The 17201-nt window shown below is 66.7% G+C and carries 10 protein-coding genes; 7 read left to right on the forward strand and 3 right to left on the reverse strand.

The genetic code is table 11. The annotated features are described in order from the left end of the window. Positions 1-25: 25 nt before the first annotated feature. From HU751_RS03740 to HU751_RS03765, 6 genes are all read left to right on the forward strand, one after another. The gene (locus tag HU751_RS03740; RefSeq protein WP_186732597.1) at positions 26-1351 is read left to right on the forward strand and encodes an MFS transporter; all 1326 of its coding nucleotides are present in this window, start codon (positions 26-28) and stop codon (positions 1349-1351) included. 529 nt (positions 1352-1880) lie between these two features. Next, a complete protein-coding gene (locus tag HU751_RS03745) occupies positions 1881-3590 on the forward strand; it encodes a ShlB/FhaC/HecB family hemolysin secretion/activation protein (RefSeq protein ID WP_186732596.1) in 1710 nt (569 codons plus the stop codon). A gap of 38 nt (positions 3591-3628) precedes the next feature. Beyond that, positions 3629-7864, forward strand: a complete 4236-nt coding sequence (locus HU751_RS03750; RefSeq protein WP_186732595.1) for a hemagglutinin repeat-containing protein — start codon at positions 3629-3631, stop codon at positions 7862-7864. 305 nt (positions 7865-8169) lie between these two features. Continuing rightward, complete coding sequence (locus HU751_RS03755) at positions 8170-8526, forward strand: c-type cytochrome (protein ID WP_186732594.1); 357 nt, start codon at positions 8170-8172, stop codon at positions 8524-8526. Between the two features lie 15 nt (positions 8527-8541). Next, positions 8542-9936, forward strand: coding sequence for a D-arabinono-1,4-lactone oxidase (locus HU751_RS03760; RefSeq protein WP_186732593.1), 1395 nt, complete (start codon positions 8542-8544; stop codon positions 9934-9936). Positions 9937-9951: 15 nt separating this feature from the next. After that, positions 9952-11229: a DSD1 family PLP-dependent enzyme gene (locus tag HU751_RS03765; protein WP_437181033.1), complete on the forward strand. Its 1278-nt coding sequence runs from the start codon at positions 9952-9954 to the stop codon at positions 11227-11229. 115 nt (positions 11230-11344) lie between these two features. On the opposite strand, the gene HU751_RS03770 is transcribed toward HU751_RS03765, so the two are convergent. Next, on the reverse strand, positions 11345-12292 hold the full coding sequence (locus HU751_RS03770; protein ID WP_186732592.1) for a SphA family protein: 948 nt from the start codon (positions 12290-12292) through the stop codon (positions 11345-11347). A 238-nt stretch (positions 12293-12530) separates the two neighbouring features. Between HU751_RS03770 and HU751_RS03775 the strand changes: the two genes are divergently transcribed. Next, positions 12531-13565, forward strand: a complete 1035-nt coding sequence (locus tag HU751_RS03775) for an AraC family transcriptional regulator (protein WP_186732591.1) — start codon at positions 12531-12533, stop codon at positions 13563-13565. A 9-nt stretch (positions 13566-13574) separates the two neighbouring features. On the opposite strand, the gene glsB is transcribed toward HU751_RS03775, so the two are convergent. Both glsB and HU751_RS03785 read right to left on the reverse strand, forming a co-directional pair. After that, positions 13575-14492 carry a glutaminase B gene (gene glsB, locus HU751_RS03780; RefSeq protein WP_028691427.1) on the reverse strand — a complete coding sequence of 306 codons (918 nt, stop codon included), beginning with the start codon at positions 14490-14492 and terminating at the stop codon, positions 13575-13577. 142 nt (positions 14493-14634) lie between these two features. Then, the gene (locus HU751_RS03785) at positions 14635-17133 is read right to left on the reverse strand and encodes a TonB-dependent siderophore receptor (RefSeq protein ID WP_186732590.1); all 2499 of its coding nucleotides are present in this window, start codon (positions 17131-17133) and stop codon (positions 14635-14637) included. Between the last annotated feature and the right edge of the window lie 68 nt (positions 17134-17201).

Raw genomic sequence — 17201 nt, forward strand, 5'->3', positions numbered from 1 at the left:
CATCCGCATCACGAGAACAACAACAATGCATGCACAACCTTCCCGCTCCGCCTTGCGCACCTTCTGCGTCTCCGGCCTGGGCACGGCCCTCGAGTTCTATGATTTCATCATCTATGGCACCGCCGCCGCGCTGGTGTTTCCCCAGGTGTTCTTCCCTGGGCTGGACCACCTGACCGCCACCCTTGTGGCGTTCAGTGCCTTCGGCGCGGGGTTCCTCGCCCGGCCCTTGGGCGGCCTGGTGTTCGGCCATTTCGGCGACCGCGTCGGTCGGCAGAAGGTGCTGGTCACCACCTTGCTGCTGATGGGGCTGAGCACCTTCCTCATCGGTTGCCTGCCGGGGCACGCCAGTCTTGGCGTGGCTGCGCCGGTCCTGCTGGTGCTGTTGCGCCTTGTCCAGGGCTTTGCCGCCGGGGGCGAGTGGGGCGGCGCCGCGCTGTTCGGCATCGAGTCGGCGCCGCCTGGCCGGCGCGGCCTGTGGGGCAGTTTCACCAGCATGGGCATCGGCGTGGGCGGCATTCTCGGTGCGGCGGTATTCGCCCTGGTCAGCGCCGCGTTCGATGACAACCTGGTGGACTTCGCCTGGCGGATCCCGTTCTGGCTGGGAGGCACCCTGGTGCTGATCGGCCTGTATGCACGGCTGAAGACGCCGCTGGCCGCATCCACCGTCAAACCCATGCGGGCGCCCCTGGCGCAAGCCCTGCGGCAACGGCCACGGCAATTGCTGTTGTGCACCGGTATCGCCTTCGGTTACTGCACCATCGCCTATATCGGCAGCACGTTCTTCCTGACCTACGCCACCCAGGCGGGGTACGGCAGCACCGAGGCCCTGATGTTCGACCTGACCCTGTCGGTGGCCATCGTGCTGTCGGCACCGCTGTTCGGGCACCTGTCGGACCGCCTGGGGCGGCGTGTGGTGATGGTGTTCGGGGCGCTGGTCATGGCGCTGGGCCTGTTCGCCTTTTTTGCCCTGGTGGACATGCACCACTTCGGTATCGCCCTGGTCGCCTACAGCCTGGTCGGTGCACTGATGGGCGCCACACAGGGGCCGATCCCGGCGTTCCTGGGCGAACAGTTTCCCCGGGAAATGCGCTACTCGGGCATTTCCGCCAGCTACCAGGTCGGCGCGGCGCTGGGGGGCGGGACGGCGTCGAGCATTGCCACGGCGATCCTGATTCTCAACGGGCATGATCCGCTGGGCGTCGCGTTGTACGGGGCGGCGGCGCTGGCGCTGGTGGCGCTGTGTTCGTTGGGTTTGCAGGAGACGGCGCGGCTGAGCATGGTGCAGATCGATGGGCTGGGCGAGGGGAATGAAGAGGAGGGACTATTGCGCGGTTCGGCGCTGGAGCGGTGACGGTCAAGTGCTGAATCACGCTGTTCTCGAGATCGAGTGCCGCCTGTGCGGAACTCGATCTTGTTTGCGTTGCAATGCGCCCTCCGACGACCACGGAAAATCCAATGTTTAGAACACAACGCACTCCGCTATATAGCTCGGTTGTTGCGTGATTTTTAATCAGTTCATGTTTTGCTCAATCTGCCCGAAAATTAGAAATTTGAACCAGCAGATCGTGTACGACTAAAGTCAGGTGTCTCCCACTCGTGTCTACAAGTACTGTGGGGCCAGACAGTCATCAAGTTCGATTGTTGGACAATTTGGTTTCGTCAACCCCTATACCCGCTTTGCCACGGGCTATCCAGTGACCCTGCGGTCATGCCAAGAGTCATGTGGTAATTAGCAGTCGTTAACTTTTCCGCGAGCGTTCCAACGAATAACGCTCAACTTTCTAAAGTTATTGCATGTGTGCCGATACCCTCGGTAACCGTGCCGGGAAGTTCCAAGTGCTGCGATTCTCGCTGTGCCTTTGCCTGCGAATGGGTGTTGTATGTCGTACCTGTCTGCTGTTGATCGTCGTCCATTAACGCTGTCTGTCGTACTGGCTTGCCTGTGCGCCGGCAACCTGCATGCCGAGACATTTACCCCCGGCCAGGAAGTGTTGCGCCAACAGCAACAGCAGCAACACGACCTGCAGCAACTGCAACTGGAACAACGTCGCCGGCAACTGCAACGCGGCGCGTTCACCGCGCCCGACACCACCCCACAGGCTCCCCAGGCCGCGGCCCCGGATGCGCGCTGCTGGCCGCTGGCCGGGGTGCGCATCGGCGGTGTCACGCTGATCGACCGCGCCACCCTCGATGCCCGCATCGACCCCCTGGTAGCCGCGTGCATGGGCGTGGGGCAGATCAATCAGCTGCTGTCGGGCATCACCGCGCTGTACCTGGAAAAGGGCTATATCGCCAGCCGCCCCTACCTGAGCAGCGCCCCGGCAGCCGGGCAGTCGCTGGACATCCTGGTGGACGAAGGCTACCTGGAAGCCATCGAACTGGCCGACCAGCGCCTGCCGGTGTCCCTGGCCGGGGCCTTCCCCGGCATGCTCGGCGAGCCGCTGAACCTGCGCGACCTGGAGCAGGGCCTGGACCAGCTCAACCGCCTGCGCTCGGTCGACCTCACCGCCGACATCGCCCCCGGCAGCCAGCCGGGCGCCTCGCGGATCATCCTGCGCCCGCGCAGCGCTGGTCAGCCAAGGGTTTCCGTGGGCCTGGGCCTGGACAATCTCGGTAGCGCCAGCACTGGCCGTGACCGCAGCGTGTACAGCCTGAGCCTGGACAATCCGCTGGCGCTCAACGACCTGCTCAGCCTGTCGGCCAGCGACACCCTCAACCAGGGCGATCGCTACAGCCGCAATGCCAGCCTGTACTACGCGATTCCCTACGGCTACTGGACCTTCAGCCTGTTCGCCAGCCATGCCGAGTACCGCTCGCCGATCAAGCTCAGCACCCTGACCCTGCACAGCACCGGTATCACCGACCAGCTCAGCCTGCGCGGCGAGCGCGTGCTGTGGCGCGACCAGCGCCATCAACTGAGCGCCAGCCTGCAACTGGCGCACAAGGACGTCGACAGCGAATTCGCCAAGGTCCGCCTGGACGTGCAGAGCCCGACGCTGACGGTGGCCGAAGCCGGGCTCAACCTGTTCTGGCTCGACAGCGCGGTGTGGAACCTGGACCTCAACTACGCCCAGGGGCTGCACTGGTTTGGCGCCGACGACGATGCCGACCGGCCGGTGCCCGATCTGCCCATGGCGCAGTTTCGCAAGTACCGCGCCGGCCTCGGCCAGTGGCGCAATGGCCAGCTGCTGGGCCAGGCCTGGCAGTGGCAGAGCCAGCTCAACCTGCAGTACAGCCCCGACCCGCTGCCGGCCATCGAGCAGTTGCTCGGCACCGACGATTCCGCCGTGCGCGGCTACCGCCTCAGCAGCCTGTCCGGGGCCAGCGGGGCGGTGTGGCGCAACACCCTGCGCCTGCCGCTGCAGCCCCAGGGGCCGCTGACCATCACCCCGCGGCTGGGGCTGGACCACGGCTGGATCAAGGCCGACCACGGCGCTGCCAGCCAGCGCCTGAGCGGCGCGAGCCTGGGCCTGAACCTGAGCTGGAAGGCGCTGCAGCTGGACGTTGACTACCAGCGCAGCCTGACCACTCCCAGCGGTTACCACCGCGAGCCCGAGGTCTGGCTGTTCAGGGCCGCCGTGCAGATTTGAGCGCACCGAATTAGCAGTACCGACATGGAGAGTGACCTATGCCCAAGACCCCCTTTACCTTCAACCTGTCCCCGCAAGGCAAGCTGCGCTGGGCGATAGCCAGCCTGTTCCTGGCCGCGAGCCTGCCCCAGGCGCTGGCCGGCGGCGTCGTGGTCGCCCCCGGCCCCGGGGGCACGGCACAGTTGCAGACCCAGGGCGGCGTGCCCATCGTCAATATCGTCGCCCCCAACGGCGCGGGGCTGTCGCACAACCAGTTCCTTGACTACAACGTCGACCGCCAGGGCCTGGTGCTGAACAACGCCCTGCAGGCCGGCCACTCGCAGCTGGCCGGTGAGCTGGCGGCCAACCCGCAGTTCCAGGGCCAGGCGGCGAGCGTGATCCTCAACGAAGTGGTGAGCCGCAACGCCTCCGCCATCAATGGTGCCCAGGAAATCTTCGGCCGCGCCGCCGACTACGTGCTGGCCAACCCCAACGGGATCTCGGTCAACGGCGCCAGCTTCATCAACGCACCCAATGCCAGCCTGGTGGTGGGCCGCCCTGAACTGGACGCGGGCCGACTCAAGGCCCTGGGCACCCAGGACGCCAACGGCCAGTTGCAGGTGCAGGGCGCCGGCCTGCGCAACGACGGCGGTTCGGTCAACCTGATCGCCCCGCGCATCGACAGCCAGGGCCGTCTGGATGCCCGTGACCAGCTCAACCTCACCGTGGGCCGCAACCAGGTGGACTACGCCAGCGGCCAGGTCAAGGTCGTCGACCATGGCGCGGCCAGTGGCGAGCAGCGTATCGATGCCAGCCTGTTCGGCGCGATGCAGGCCGGACGCATCAACATCGTCAGCACCGCGCAGGGTGCCGGGGTGCGGGTCGGGTCGGGGCAGATCGACGGCCGCGACGGCGTGCGCATCGACTCGGCGGGTGACCTGAACGTCAGCGGCGCTGCCGTGGCCGACTCGCTGGAAGCGACCCGTGCCGGCGTGCGCAGCAGCCAGGGTGATGTCGAACTGCGTGGCGCCCAGGACCTGACCCTGGCCGCCGCCGACGTGGCCGGGCGCGACGTCAAGCTCGACGCCGGACGCAACCTCACCCTGAGCACCGTGCAAAGCCGCAAGCTCCAGGAAAAACGCGAGAACTGGCGCAGCGGCGCGCTGGGCATCGACTGGGAGACCTATCAGCGCACCCAGACCGACAGCGACACCCGCGAGCACGGCGCTCGGGTAGTGGCCCAGCGTGATGCCGGCTTGCACGCCGGTCAGGATCTCACCCTCAGTGCCGCCAGCCTCGAGGCGCCCGGCAAGCTGAGCCTGGACAGCGGCGCCGACCTGCGTCTGACCGCCGCCACCGAGCGCCAGGTGCAGACCGACCAGGGCAAGCACGCCAAGGGCTTCTGGAAGGCCGACTGGGACAACCGCAATGAAACCCAGCGCAGCGTCACCAGCCAGCTCAAGGGTGGCGACATCGCACTGCACGCCAAGGCCTCGGTGCTGGCCGAAGGTGCCCAGCTGACCAGTGGCCAGGACATCCGCATCGCCGGCAAGCAGGTGCAGATCAGCAACGCCTCGCGCACCGACCAGCGCGACAGCCAGAACCAGCAGAGCAAGTTCTTCGGCGTCAGCCACAACGAAGCCAAGCAGAACAGCCGGGAAAGCACCGCGGTGCGCAGCGAGCTGGTGGCCGGTGGCAGCGTCGGCCTGAGCAGCGCCGAGGGCATCGACGTGGTCGGCTCGACGGTCAAGGCCACCGGTGCGTTGAACGCCGAGGCGGCGGGGGATCTGAAGATCGCCTCGGCCCAGGACACCCGCGAACACAACAGCGCCAGCAGCAGCCGTGGCTTCGTTGCGTCAGCCAAGGAGACCGCGCCGGGCTCTGGGCAGTATCGTGCTGGCGTCGGCTATGCGAGCGATCGGCAGAGCGCCGCTGGCAGCCAGGTCAGCCAGCAGGGTTCCAGCCTCAGCGGCAGCGAGGTTCAGCTGGCCGCCGGCGGTGACCTGACCGTCAAGGGTGCAGCGGTGAAGTCCACGGCGGGTGATACCACCCTGGCCGGCAAGCAGGTCTCGCTGCTGGCCGAACAGGACAGCCGCAGCGAGTCCCGCGACAGCAGCCATACCGGCGGTGGCGTCTACCTCACCGCTGGCCTGGACCGTGCCGGCGCCGGGGTCGACTTTGCCCATCGCACAGAGCAAGACACTTCCAGCAGCACCACGGCGAAGACCACCGGCCTCGACAGCGCCGGCAGCGTGAAAATCAAGGCCGACACACTGGCCAGCGAAGGCGCGCAGGTGAACAGTGGCGGCACCCTGAGCATCAGCGCAGGCCAGGTGGACAACCGCGCGGCCCGCGACACCACCAGCAGCAGCCACCAGCAGAGCAGCTGGACGGCGGATGTCGGTGTCAACGTCGAGTACAAGGACATCGCCCGGCCGATCGCCGGGGCGGTCAAGGACGTGGTGGACGGCAAGGTGTCGGTCAAGGACGCGCTCGACGGCAAGCTGCCGCTTAATGACGTCAAGGACGTGCTGGACGGCAAGACTTCGTTGACCGCCGCGCTGGGCAAGCTCGGCACGCCGAACCTGGGCGTTGACCTGGCCGTGGGCCATGCCAGCCAGCAACAGGGCGAGCAGACCGGCACTGCGGTGGTCAGCCAGTTCAATGGGCAGGGCGTGCAGCTGGACGTGGCCGGCGCGCTGAAGGACCAGGGCACCCGCTACAACGCCAACGGCGGCGCGCTGGACGTCAAGGCCGGTTCGTTGCAGGCCGACGCGGCCAGCAACACCCACAGCCGCAGCGAGCAGCAGGTGAACGCCGATGTGTCCGCCCGGATCTACACCAAGACCGGCGAGGACCTCAACGTGACCGCCAACGGTTCCGGTGGCAGCAAGCACCTGAGCGAAGATACATCCACTGCCGTGGTCGGTACTTTCAGTGGCAGCCAGGGCCTGAACATCCAGGTCGGTGGCGATGCCCGCTTCGAAGGCAGCCGCCTCGACGGCGGCCAGGGCGCGGTGGCCGTCAACACCGGCGGCAAGCTGGCCCTGGACCAGGCCAGCAACCAGGCGCGTCGCGACACCGGCAGCCTCGGTGGCAGCGGTTCGCTGACCGTGGGCACCTTGCCGGTGGGCGACAAGGTCGACCTGGGCGCTGGGTTCCAGCTCGACCATGCCGGCGAGCACAGTGTCGACAGCAAGGCCCAGGTGGCGAGCATCAGCGGTAACGGCCCGGTGCGGCTGGGCAGTGCTGGCGACCAGACTTTGCAGGGCACGCGCATCGACGCGAACGGCCCGGTCGAACTCAAGGCCGGTGGCGCCCTCGACCTGCAGGCCGCCAGCGACACCCGGACCGTCAGCGGCAACCATCTGGGCGGTGGCCTCAACCTCGGCGGCAAGGCTGCCACCGGTGAGCAGGGCCGTGACCTGAGCGGCAAGGTGGGCGGCAACTTCAATGTGGGCCAGACCAACGAACGCTCGCAGACCCTGGCCGGCGGTCAGCTGAACAGCCGTGGCAACGTGGACCTGGCCGGCCAGTCGGTGCATCTGCAGGGCACCCAGGTCGGTGCCACGGGCGTCAACGTCGGCGCAGGCGAGGGTGGCCTGGCGCTGGAGTCGGCGCAGTCCACCCAGGGCCGTACCAACTGGGGCGTCGAGGTGAAGGCCGGGAGCAACCTGAGCCGAAATACACCGGCGGACGCCGGGCAAAAGGTCAGCTCGTCCCATGACTTTGACCTGGGCGGCAAGGTGCAGGTGGACCATCTGCAGGCCACCACCCAGCAGAACAGCCATATCACCGCTGGCGATGTGACCCTGAACAGTGCCGGTGCGGCGCAACTCAGCGGCGCCCGGGTCGACGGCCAGCAGGTCGGCGGCAAGCTGGCGGGCGGGTTGACGGTCGCGGAACGCCAGGACACCACCACCTCGGTGCGGGTCGACCTGGGCGCGGGCCTGGTCGGCAAGCCGGGCGAGGCGAAGGAGGGCCAGGAGAAGCCAGGCTTCGACTACACGCCATCGTTCAATGCCCAGGGCGAGTTCGTGCGCAAGGCCGGGGTCACGGAGGCTTCGGGCATCGCGGCGCAGCGTGGGCTGGGGCTGCAGGTCAAGGGCGTGGAGCAGGGCGGTACCACGCTCGGGGCCGAGGTGAAACCACTCGGCTACCAGGTCAAGGCCACCCTCGACCTGCCCAAGCTGCCGGAGGCTGGCCTGCCCAGCGTGTCACTGGAGGGTGGCAAGCTGAAGGTCGGGCCGGTGACGGTCGAAGGCCAGGTTGACGGCCTGACCAACAAGGGCTGACAGGGCACGTTTCGTGCCCCCAGCCTGAAGAGAGACTACGTGGGAGCGGGCTAGCCCCGCGATCACCGGCGAAGCCGGTGCCATGCACCGCATCGCCTGAGTTGCGGGGCAAGCCCGCTCCCACGCAGCGCTCGTCATCTTCTGCCCCCTGCAAGCGGGCTAGTCCCGCTTTGCAGGCTTGTCCGATCCCACCCCCCTCGCTGTCCGCCATTGCCCTGAACCCCCAGCCTTTCCCCGCCTTACTGTTGCCCTCTACCCACCACAAGAAAACACCGTGCTCAAGCACGGTAGAAGAGGGGAGCACCATGCCGTTTTTCCCACCGCTGCTGCCTGCAGCCGCCCTGACCACCCTGGCCCTGTTGCTCGGCGGTTGCCGCGATGACAGTGACCCCGCCGCCCCCCAGGCCGCCCCCGCCGACCCTGCGTTGGCTGCGCTGTACGCCAACACCTGCCAGACCTGCCACGCCAACCCCGCGTCCGGCGCGCCCCTGGCAGGCGACGCGGCAGCCTGGGCACCACGCCTGGCCCAGGGTGTCGACCGCCTGCTGGAGCACAGCATCAACGGCTACCAGGGCATGCCGCCCATGGGCCTGTGCATGCAGTGCAGCGAGGCGCAGTTCCTCGCCCTGATCGGCTACATGTCCGGCCAGCCCCTCCACTGAGCGCAAGGTACTCCCATGGCGATTCACCTGTCCCGTCGTCGCTGGCTGCAACACACCGGCGCGGCCTGCGCGTTGCTCGCGCTTTCCGCCAACCCGGCACTGGCGCAACTGTTGCGCGCGCCACGGCTGATCCCCTGGCGCAACTGGTCCGGCGCGCAGAGCTGCCTGCCCGAGGCGCGGCTGGCGCCGCAGAGCCTCGACGAACTGGCCCAGGGCATCCGCCAGGCCCCCGGCAGGGTGCGTCCGGTCGGTTCGGGGCATTCCTTCAGCGCCCTGGTGCCCACCGACGGCACCCTGCTGTCGCTGGGCTACTTCAATGGCCTGCTCGACCACGACCCCGCCACCTTGCAGGCCGAGTTCGCCGCTGGCACGCCGATGTCGGCGATGGGCGCGGCGCTCAAGGCGGTCGGCCAGGCGCTGCCGAACATGGCCGACATCGACTACCAGACCCTGGCCGGCGCGATCGCCACCTCGACCCATGGCACCGGTGTCGGCTTCGGCTCGTATTCCTCGCGGGTCACCGGTCTGCAGCTGGTCACGGCCAGTGGCGAGGTGCTCGACTGCGACAGCCATCGGCACCCCGAGGTGTTCGCCGCGGCACGGGTGTCCCTCGGCGCGCTGGGCGTGGCCACCCGGATCCGCCTGCAGAACCGCGAGGCCTTCCGCCTGCGCGAGCGACAATGGATTGCCCGCACCGACGAGTTGCTGGAGGACGTGGAGAAGAACACCCGGGAAAACCAGCATTGGGAAATGCTGGTGATCACCCATTCCGACTACGCGCTGTCCATCGCCCTCAACGAAACCAATGACGCCGTCACCGCCGCCCAGGATCCGGCCAGCGAAGGCGGCAACGAATTCGTCAGCCTGATCGAGAAACTCGACAAATACGGCAGCGACTTTCCCGCGGCCCGGCGAGCGTTGCTCAATAGCCTGCGGCATGTCGCCAGCTTCGACGAGCGGGTCGGCGACTCGTACGAGATCTTCGCCAATGTGCGCAACGTGCGTTTCAACGAGATGGAGTACTCGGTGCCCGCCGAGGATGGCCCGGCCTGCCTGCGGGAGATCCTCGCGCTGATCCGCGAGCGCGACCTGCGCACCTGGTTTCCCATCGAGTACCGCTACGTCAAGGCCGACGATATCCCGCTGAGCATGTTCGAAGGGCGCGACAGTTGCTCGATCTCGGTGCACCAGCACTACAGCATGGACCACCACAATTTCTTCGCCGCTATCGAGCCGATCTTCTGGAAATACGCCGGGCGCCCGCACTGGGGCAAGCTGCACACCCTCAATGCGCGCACCCTGCAGCCGCTGTATCCGCGCTGGAAGGACTTCACCGAGGTGCGCCAGGTGCTGGACCCGACAGGCAAGTTCCTCAATGGCCACCTGGCCTCGATCCTCGGCGTGGGCTGAGTACAAGGAGATGTGATGAACAGACGCAAATTCCTGGTCGGCGCAGCGGGAGCCGGTGTGCTGCTGGCTGCTGCCGGCGCCTGGCTGCGCCCTGGCGCCCAAGGGGCGCCGCACGACGACTATTTCGCCAGGTTGCAGCGCGAGCTGCGCGAGCACGGGCCGATGCGCCCGGTGATGCTGATCGACCTCGACCGCCTGGACCACAACATCGACGTGGTGACCCAGTCGGTGCGCCGTGCCGGCAAGCAGCTGCGCCTGGTGGAAAAGTCGCTGCCTTCGCCGCAGTTGCTCGACTACATCGCCCGGCGCGCTGATACCCGCCGGCTGATGTCGTTCCACCAGCCGTTCCTCAACCACGATGCGCTGCGCTTCCCGGATGCCGACATCCTGCTTGGCAAGCCGCTGCCGGTGCGTTCGGCACAACTGTTTTACGAAGAGCACCGCGGCGCCTTCGACCCGGCCAGGCAACTGCAATGGTTGCTCGACACCCCCGAGCGCCTGCAACAGTACCTGGCGCTGGCCCAGGGACTGGGCACCCGGCTGCGGATCAATATCGAGCTGGATGTCGGCCTGCACCGGGGCGGGGTCAAGGACTCGGCGCAGCTGGAGCGGATGCTGGCGATCATCGCCGCCAATCCCCGGCACCTGGCCTTCGCCGGCTTCATGGGCTACGACCCCTTCGTCGGCATGGGCGTGCCGGGCATCCTCGGATCGCCACAGGCGCTGTTCGCCAAGGTCATGGGCTTGTACGACGGCTTCGTCGACCACGCCCGCAGTCGCTATCCCGGGTTGTGGCACTCGGACCTGACCCTCAACACCGCCGGCAGCCCGAGCTACCGCATGCACGAGCACGAACGCACCAGCAGCGAGGTATCGGTGGGCTCGGCATTGCTCAAACCCACTCACTACGACCTACCGTCGCTGCAGGACCACCAGCCGGCGGCCTATATCGCCACGCCGGTGATCAAGCGCACGGGGGCGGTGCAGATTCCGGCGCTGGACGGCAAGTCGGCGTTGTTCGCCTGGTGGGACCCGAATCAGCGAGAGACCTTCTTCATCTATGGCGGCAACTGGCTGGCCGAGCCCGAGTCGCCCAAAGGACTGCGGTTCAACGGCCTGTACGGGCGCAGTTCCAACCAGGAAATGCTCAACGGCTCGGCGGCGGTGGGCCTGCAAGTCGACGACCAGGTGTTCCTACGGCCGACCCAGTCCGAGGCGATCCTGCTGCAGTTCGGCGACTTGCTGGCGGTACGCGGCGGGTGGATTGTCGAGCGCTGGCCGGTGTATGCGTGAGCCCTTTCAGGGTGTTCTACGTGAGAGTTGTTGCGCCTTTGAGATCGAGCGCCGCCCGCGCGGCGCTCGATCTCGAGAGCACTACAAGACTATCGCCTTGCACTTCAATGGAGCATCACAAACTAAACGGCAAACTCAGCTTGACCCATAGCATCTCCCCCTCCGGCCTGTTGCGCACCGCGAACTCCTTGGCCCAGCGCGCCTCGATGCTGGCGTACTCAAGGAAGGTGTAATGCAGCGCCGGGCCGATGGCGAACACCTGCCCGCGCACCCCATCATCGACATCCTCACCCATGAAGCTCACGGTCCTGCCGAACTGCTTGTCGTCGGTAGTCTGCTTCACGTAGTAGCCATTGACCCCCAGGCGCAGGTTGTCGGTCACCCGGTAGCTGGCCGAATAGTCGAAATGGAACAGCTGCCCCGAGCGGTAGTCGGTGTCATGGTTCTCTTCGTTGAAGCTGTAGGTGGCCTTGACCGACAGCTCACTGCGTTCACTGGGCAGCCAGGTCGCCGACAGCAGCGGCTTGTAGGTGTAGAAGTTGTTGCTGGTGTTGGCCATGCGCGTGGCCTCGTAGTCGCCGGTGGGCAGGGTGATCTCCAGCGCCGCGCCGAGGGTGAGGTCGGCGCCCATGTCCCAGAGGATGATCGGTGCGATGGTGACATCGCCCTGGCTTTCGCGGCGGCTGCGCTGGCCGAACATCGCCACCTGCTGGCGCATGTAGGGCTGCGCCACGTAGCCGCCGACCCGCCCGCCGAACAGGCGCAGCGGGCTGAGGTAGTCCAGCCGCGGGATGATCGCATCGGAGGTGATCTTCACCTGCTCGACCTTGCCGCCGAGCGAGCTGATATCCAGCTTTCGCGCCTGATAGTGGTTGTAGTAGAGGTTGAAGGCGAACATGTGCGCCGGCAACTGGTCGACGTTCAGCGGCAGGACGAAGAAACCGTCGGTGCCGGGGCCGATGTTGTCCACGCCGTTCTCGGTGGCATGGGCGGGGAGGGTGAGGCTGGCGCTGAGCATCCAGGCGGCTGCCGGGGGCAGCCAGGCGAGGCGGGTCGGGTTCATGGTCGGGCTCGTTCTTATTGTTGTGGGCGAGCGGCGTCGTGCCGCCCTATACAAATAAGCGCTGGCCGCCAGGGGGCGCAGGGCCGTGCCGGACAGGCAGGGGGGCTTTGCCGGACACTCTGCAATATTTTGTTACTCTCGCCTTCGGGGCGCGCCCCTGCGCGATATGATGACGGCGCCGAGCGCAGTGCCCCCGACAATTAGAACCTCAGGCGCCTCGGCCCGGGAGTAGCCTTTCATGCCCAGTACCCCCCTCGACCCGCAACTCGACCTGGCGCTGGCGTCGCCGTTCATGTTGCAGACCCTGGTCCAGCTTGCCAGCGACCGTGGCCTGGATGGCGAGCGGTTGTGCCGCGGCCTGGGCTTCACCCCGGCCGAGCTGCAGGATCCAGCCCAGCGCATCGCCTGCCGCCAGGCGGTGGCGTTGATCCAGCGCGCCCTGCAGGCCTTGCCCGGGCAGGGCCTGGGGCTGTGGGTCGGGCATCGCAACGTGCTGGGCACCCTGGGCCTGCTGGGGCACGTGCTGTCGTTGTGCAGGACCCTGCGCGACGCCTTCGAGGTGGGCGTGCGCTACCAGCACGCCAGCGGCGGCATCGCGGTCTACAGCCTGCACGAAGGCGCGCGGGAAACACTCATCGAGGTTGAGTGCCGGTTGCCCTACGCCGAGATTCAGGTGTTCGCGGTGGAGGAGTTCTTCGCCAGCATGCTGGTCTACGGCCGGACACTGATCGGTGCCGAGTTCCAGCCGCTGCGTTTCGAGTTCACCCATGCCGCGCCGGTCTACCGGGACACTTACGTGCATCTGTTAGGGCCGGCGGTGACGTTCGGCTGCCTGCACAACCGCATGGTGATCGCCAGCCGCTGGCTCGACCAGCCGTTGCCCGGGCACCAGCCGGTCGCCCTGCGCCAGGCGCTCAAGCTGCTGGAGCTGGAGTGCGCGCCGCTGCAGCACAAGGCCAGCCTGCTGCAGAGCGTGGAGCGCGCCATCGCCCGCGACCTGCCCGAGGGCTGCCGGATCGACAGTGTCGCCGCCGACCTCAACATGAGCAGCCGTACCCTGCGCCGGCACCTGACCGAGCACGGCGTGACCTTCGAAGGTTTGCAGGAGCAGGTGCGCCAGTCGCGGGCGATGAGCCTGCTGGGTAACCCGAACATGCCCATCGAACGCATCGCCGAGGCACTGGGCTACAGCGATGTACGCGGCTTTCGCCGGGCGTTCAAGCGCTGGACCGGACAGAGCCCCTCGGGTTGGCGCGACAGCCCGGCCCTGTAGGGTGTTCGCTCAGACTGCCGAGAACACCGACCCGGTCATCCGCTCGCTCAGCAGCTCCAGCGCCCGCAGCCCCGCCAGCGAGTTGCCCGAGGCGTTCAGCGCCGGCGACCACACGCAGATGCTGTAGCGCCCCGGCACCACCGCGACGATGCCGCCGCCTACGCCGCTCTTGCCTGGCAGGCCGACCCGGTAGGCGAAGTTGCCGGCCTCGTCATACAGCCCGCTGGTGGCCATGATCGCGTTCACCTGCTGCGCCTGGCGCGGGCTGAGCACCTGCTCGCCGCTGTGCGGGCAGTAGCCGCTGTTGGCCAGGAAGGCAAAGCCGCGGGCCACGTCGGCGCAGCTCATCGACAGCGCGCAATGGTGGAAGTAGCTGCGCAGCACCGCATCGACATCGTTGTGGAAGTTGCCGAAGGCCTGCATCAGGTAGGCCATGGCTGCGTTGCGCGCGCGGTGCTGGTATTCCGACTCGGCTACCACGGTGTCGCTGACGATGCGCGGGTTGGCCGCCAGGCGACGGACGAAGTCGCGCATCGACAGGGTGGGGGTGGCATAGCGCGACTGGTTGATGTCGCAGATCACCAGTGCCCCGGCATTGATGAACGGGTTGCGCGGCCGGCCTTTCTCCACCTCCAGCTGCACCAGCGAGTTGAACGCCTGGCCCGAAGGCTCGTAGCCCAGCCGCGACCAGATGTCCTCGCCGCTGTGGTTGATCGCCTGCACCAGGCTGAACACCTTGGAGATGCTCTGGATCGAGAACGGCGTGTGCGCGTCACCCGCACAGTGCAGCTGGCCGTCCAGGCTCTGCACGGCGATGCCCAGCTGGTTCGGGTCGACCTGGGCGAGGGCGGGGATGTATTGCGCCACCTGGCCCTGGACGAGCAGGGGGCGGACGTGGTCGAGGATCTCTTGCAGGAGTGCTTGCATCGGGAAACCTGGTGCGAAGGAAAGGCGCGTTCGAAACGTTCAGGTAGACGATGGCTGCTGGCTGCGGAGCACATCGATTACACAGACGCTGCCAGCCTTCCTCTCACACCGGGTAGTCCAGGCTTGCCATCAAGGCATCGAGTCAGAACCTGCTGCGCACGGTCAGCATTAGGTTGCGTGGGTCACCGTAGAAGTTGTTGTAGGCCGAATTGCCCACTGTCGCGTAGTACTTCTTGTCGAACAGGTTATTGGCGTTGAGGGTTGCCGACCAGTGCTCGTCGATCCGGTAATCCAGGCTGGCGCTCCAGATCGTGTAGCCCGATTGCAGGAACTTGTAGTCGACCGGGTCGCCATCGAAGCGGCCAGTGGACGGATTGAATGGGCTGACCGTGCCTTGCTTGGAGGTGCCGCTCTGGCTGGTCGCGCCCAGGCCGACCTTCCAGTCCTGCAGCCCGCCGGGCAACTGCCAGGTGCCCCAGACCTTGAGCAGGTGCTTGGGCGTGATGCCTTCGAAGCTGCCACGACCGTCGCTGGCGTCCTTGGCCTCGAGGCGGTTGTAGGTGTAGCCGGCGGTCAGTTGCAGGCCGCGGGCGACTTCGCCGCTGATCTCGGCGTCGAAGCCCTTGCTGGTGACCTGGCCGGCGTTGAAGTAGCAGCAGGTGGCCTCGCTGCCAACCGGGCCGCTGCCGTTTTCATCGTAGACGGCGGTGTCCTGTTGCTCGATCCGGTACACCGCGAACGAGCTGTTGAGGCGACCGTCGAACCATTGGCCCTTGAGGCCGACCTCGTAGTTCTTCGAGGTGGCGGGCGCGATCTGGGCGCCACTGGTGTCGGTGTTGCCGGCCTGGGGGGTGAAGGTTTCGGCGTAGCTGGTGTAGGCGGTCCAGCGATCATTCAGGTCGTAGGTGAGGCCGGCGTAGGGAGTGAACACGCCGTTTTTGTGTTGCGTTTGCGGACGTGATGGCGGGGTTGTTCCGTCGTAGAAGTCCTGTTTGTTCTGATAGCTGTAGTCGGTCAGGCGCCCGCCGAGAATGAACTTGAGATCATCGCTGAGCGCCAGGCGCGTCATGCCGTAGGCGGAGCGACGGATCTCAGGTAGCAGTTGTTTCTTGTTCGGCGTGCTGCCCAGGTCCTGCGGCGGGGTGCGTCCGCCGAGGTCCACGGAGATTCCGGAGATCAGGCCGGTGCGCTGGATCACCGAGCCGACGGTGTTGGTGTAGTCCACGCCCAGCAGCACGTCATGATGGCGGTCGAAGGCATCGAACCCGCCCTTGAGGTAGCTGTTGACCGTCTTGCGCACGCTGCCGCCCTTGTTCGGGTACTGGTGCCAGCTCGGCCCGGTGCCGGTCTGTGGGTCCACGCCGCCGAAGTAGTACAGACCGGTGGAGTCGCGGTCGATGTCGACGTAGGTCAGGTCGGTGGTCAGCGACCAGTCACTGGTGAAATTGTGTTCCAGCCGGGTGTACAACTGCGTGGTCTTTTCCCGCACCGTGTTCCAGTTGGAGGTAAACGCGGTGTGACGTGGCAGCTTCAGGTCGGCACCGTCGCTGTAGCGCGGCAGCCCGGCGAAGTAGGGGACGCCATCGTTGTCCTGGAAGCTGCCGCCGACGGTGAGCACGGTGTCTGGCGTCAGGTCGAGTTCAAGCGAGCCATAGGTCAGCGAGTTGCGGGTATCGACGTAGTCCAGAAACGACTTGCTGTCCTGGTACGTCAGACCGAGACGGCCACGCAGGGCTGCGCTGTCCACCAACGGTCCGGTGACGTCCAGCTCGCTGCGGTAGTTGTCCCAGCTGCCGGCCGAGGCGGCGAAACTCAGGTGTTGCTCGCGCAGGGCACGCTTGCGCACAAGGTTGACGGTGCCGCCGGGGTCGCCGGTGCTGGAGTACAGGCCATCGACGCCGCGCAGGAACTCGACGCGCTCGTACTGGGCCATGTCCAGCTGGCTGAGCGAACCGTAGCCGGCGATGGAGGTGGTCAGCGGCGCGCCACCGTCGAGGGTGGTGTTGGACACCGCGAAGCCGCGGGAGAAGAAGTTGCTCTCGTTGCCCATGGCCGCCTGGGAGATCCCGCCCTTCTGCACCGAGACGCCGGTCATCTTGCCCATCACGTCGGTCAGGCTGTTGAGGTTCTGCTCCTCGATGCGCTTGCGGGTGATCAGCGAAACCGAGTGGGGTACTTCGCGCAGCGAAGTCGCCACCTTGCTGCCCACTGTCGCACTGGCGGCGGTATAGCTGTCGGCATCGTCCTGCAGGCTCTGGCTGTCGATCTGCGTGGCACCCAACTGAACGGCGTCGTCGTGCGCCAGGGCGACCAGCAGGTAGACGCCATTGGCCTGACGGACCGCCTGCAGGCCGCTGCCCGCCAGCAGCACGGCAAACCCCTGGTCGATACTGTAGCGGCCTTGCAGGCCCCAGGAGCGCAGGGCCCGGGTGGCCGCGCCGTCAAACGACAGCGCCACCCCGGCCTGGCTGGCGAAGCGGCTCAGGGTCTCGGTCAGGTTGCCGGGCGCAATGTCGTAGACCCGGGCCTGGGTGCTGCTGGCCGATGCGGCCAGGGCGATGCCGGGCAACGCGAACGTCGTGCCCAGTGAAAGGTGGATGGCCAACGCCAATGCCGAATGTACCGAGTGCCGCGTGCTCATGCTTCCCTTCCCAAATGGTTGAGTGGTGTCAGATGGAAGGAAGGGCCGAACGAGCGCGCATGAAAGTG

It is taken from the genome of Pseudomonas peradeniyensis (assembly GCF_014268935.2).
In the GTDB taxonomy this organism is placed as follows: Bacteria; Pseudomonadota; Gammaproteobacteria; order Pseudomonadales; family Pseudomonadaceae; genus Aquipseudomonas; species Aquipseudomonas peradeniyensis.

What these genes read in the sequence shown, in the direction of transcription:
- HU751_RS03760 (WP_186732593.1), top strand. Translation starts at nt 8,542, where the DNA reads ATGGCGATTCACCTGTCCCGTCGTCGCTGGCTGCAACACACCGGCGCG.
- HU751_RS03765 (WP_437181033.1), top strand. Translation starts at nt 9,952, where the DNA reads ATGAACAGACGCAAATTCCTGGTCGGCGCAGCGGGAGCCGGTGTGCTG.
- HU751_RS03775 (WP_186732591.1), top strand. Translation starts at nt 12,531, where the DNA reads ATGCCCAGTACCCCCCTCGACCCGCAACTCGACCTGGCGCTGGCGTCG.
- HU751_RS03770 (WP_186732592.1), bottom strand. Translation starts at nt 12,292, where the DNA reads ATGAACCCGACCCGCCTCGCCTGGCTGCCCCCGGCAGCCGCCTGGATG.
- glsB (WP_028691427.1), bottom strand. Translation starts at nt 14,492, where the DNA reads ATGCAAGCACTCCTGCAAGAGATCCTCGACCACGTCCGCCCCCTGCTC.
- HU751_RS03750 (WP_186732595.1), top strand. Translation starts at nt 3,629, where the DNA reads ATGCCCAAGACCCCCTTTACCTTCAACCTGTCCCCGCAAGGCAAGCTG.
- HU751_RS03785 (WP_186732590.1), bottom strand. Translation starts at nt 17,133, where the DNA reads ATGAGCACGCGGCACTCGGTACATTCGGCATTGGCGTTGGCCATCCAC.
- HU751_RS03745 (WP_186732596.1), top strand. Translation starts at nt 1,881, where the DNA reads ATGTCGTACCTGTCTGCTGTTGATCGTCGTCCATTAACGCTGTCTGTC.
- HU751_RS03740 (WP_186732597.1), top strand. Translation starts at nt 26, where the DNA reads ATGCATGCACAACCTTCCCGCTCCGCCTTGCGCACCTTCTGCGTCTCC.
- HU751_RS03755 (WP_186732594.1), top strand. Translation starts at nt 8,170, where the DNA reads ATGCCGTTTTTCCCACCGCTGCTGCCTGCAGCCGCCCTGACCACCCTG.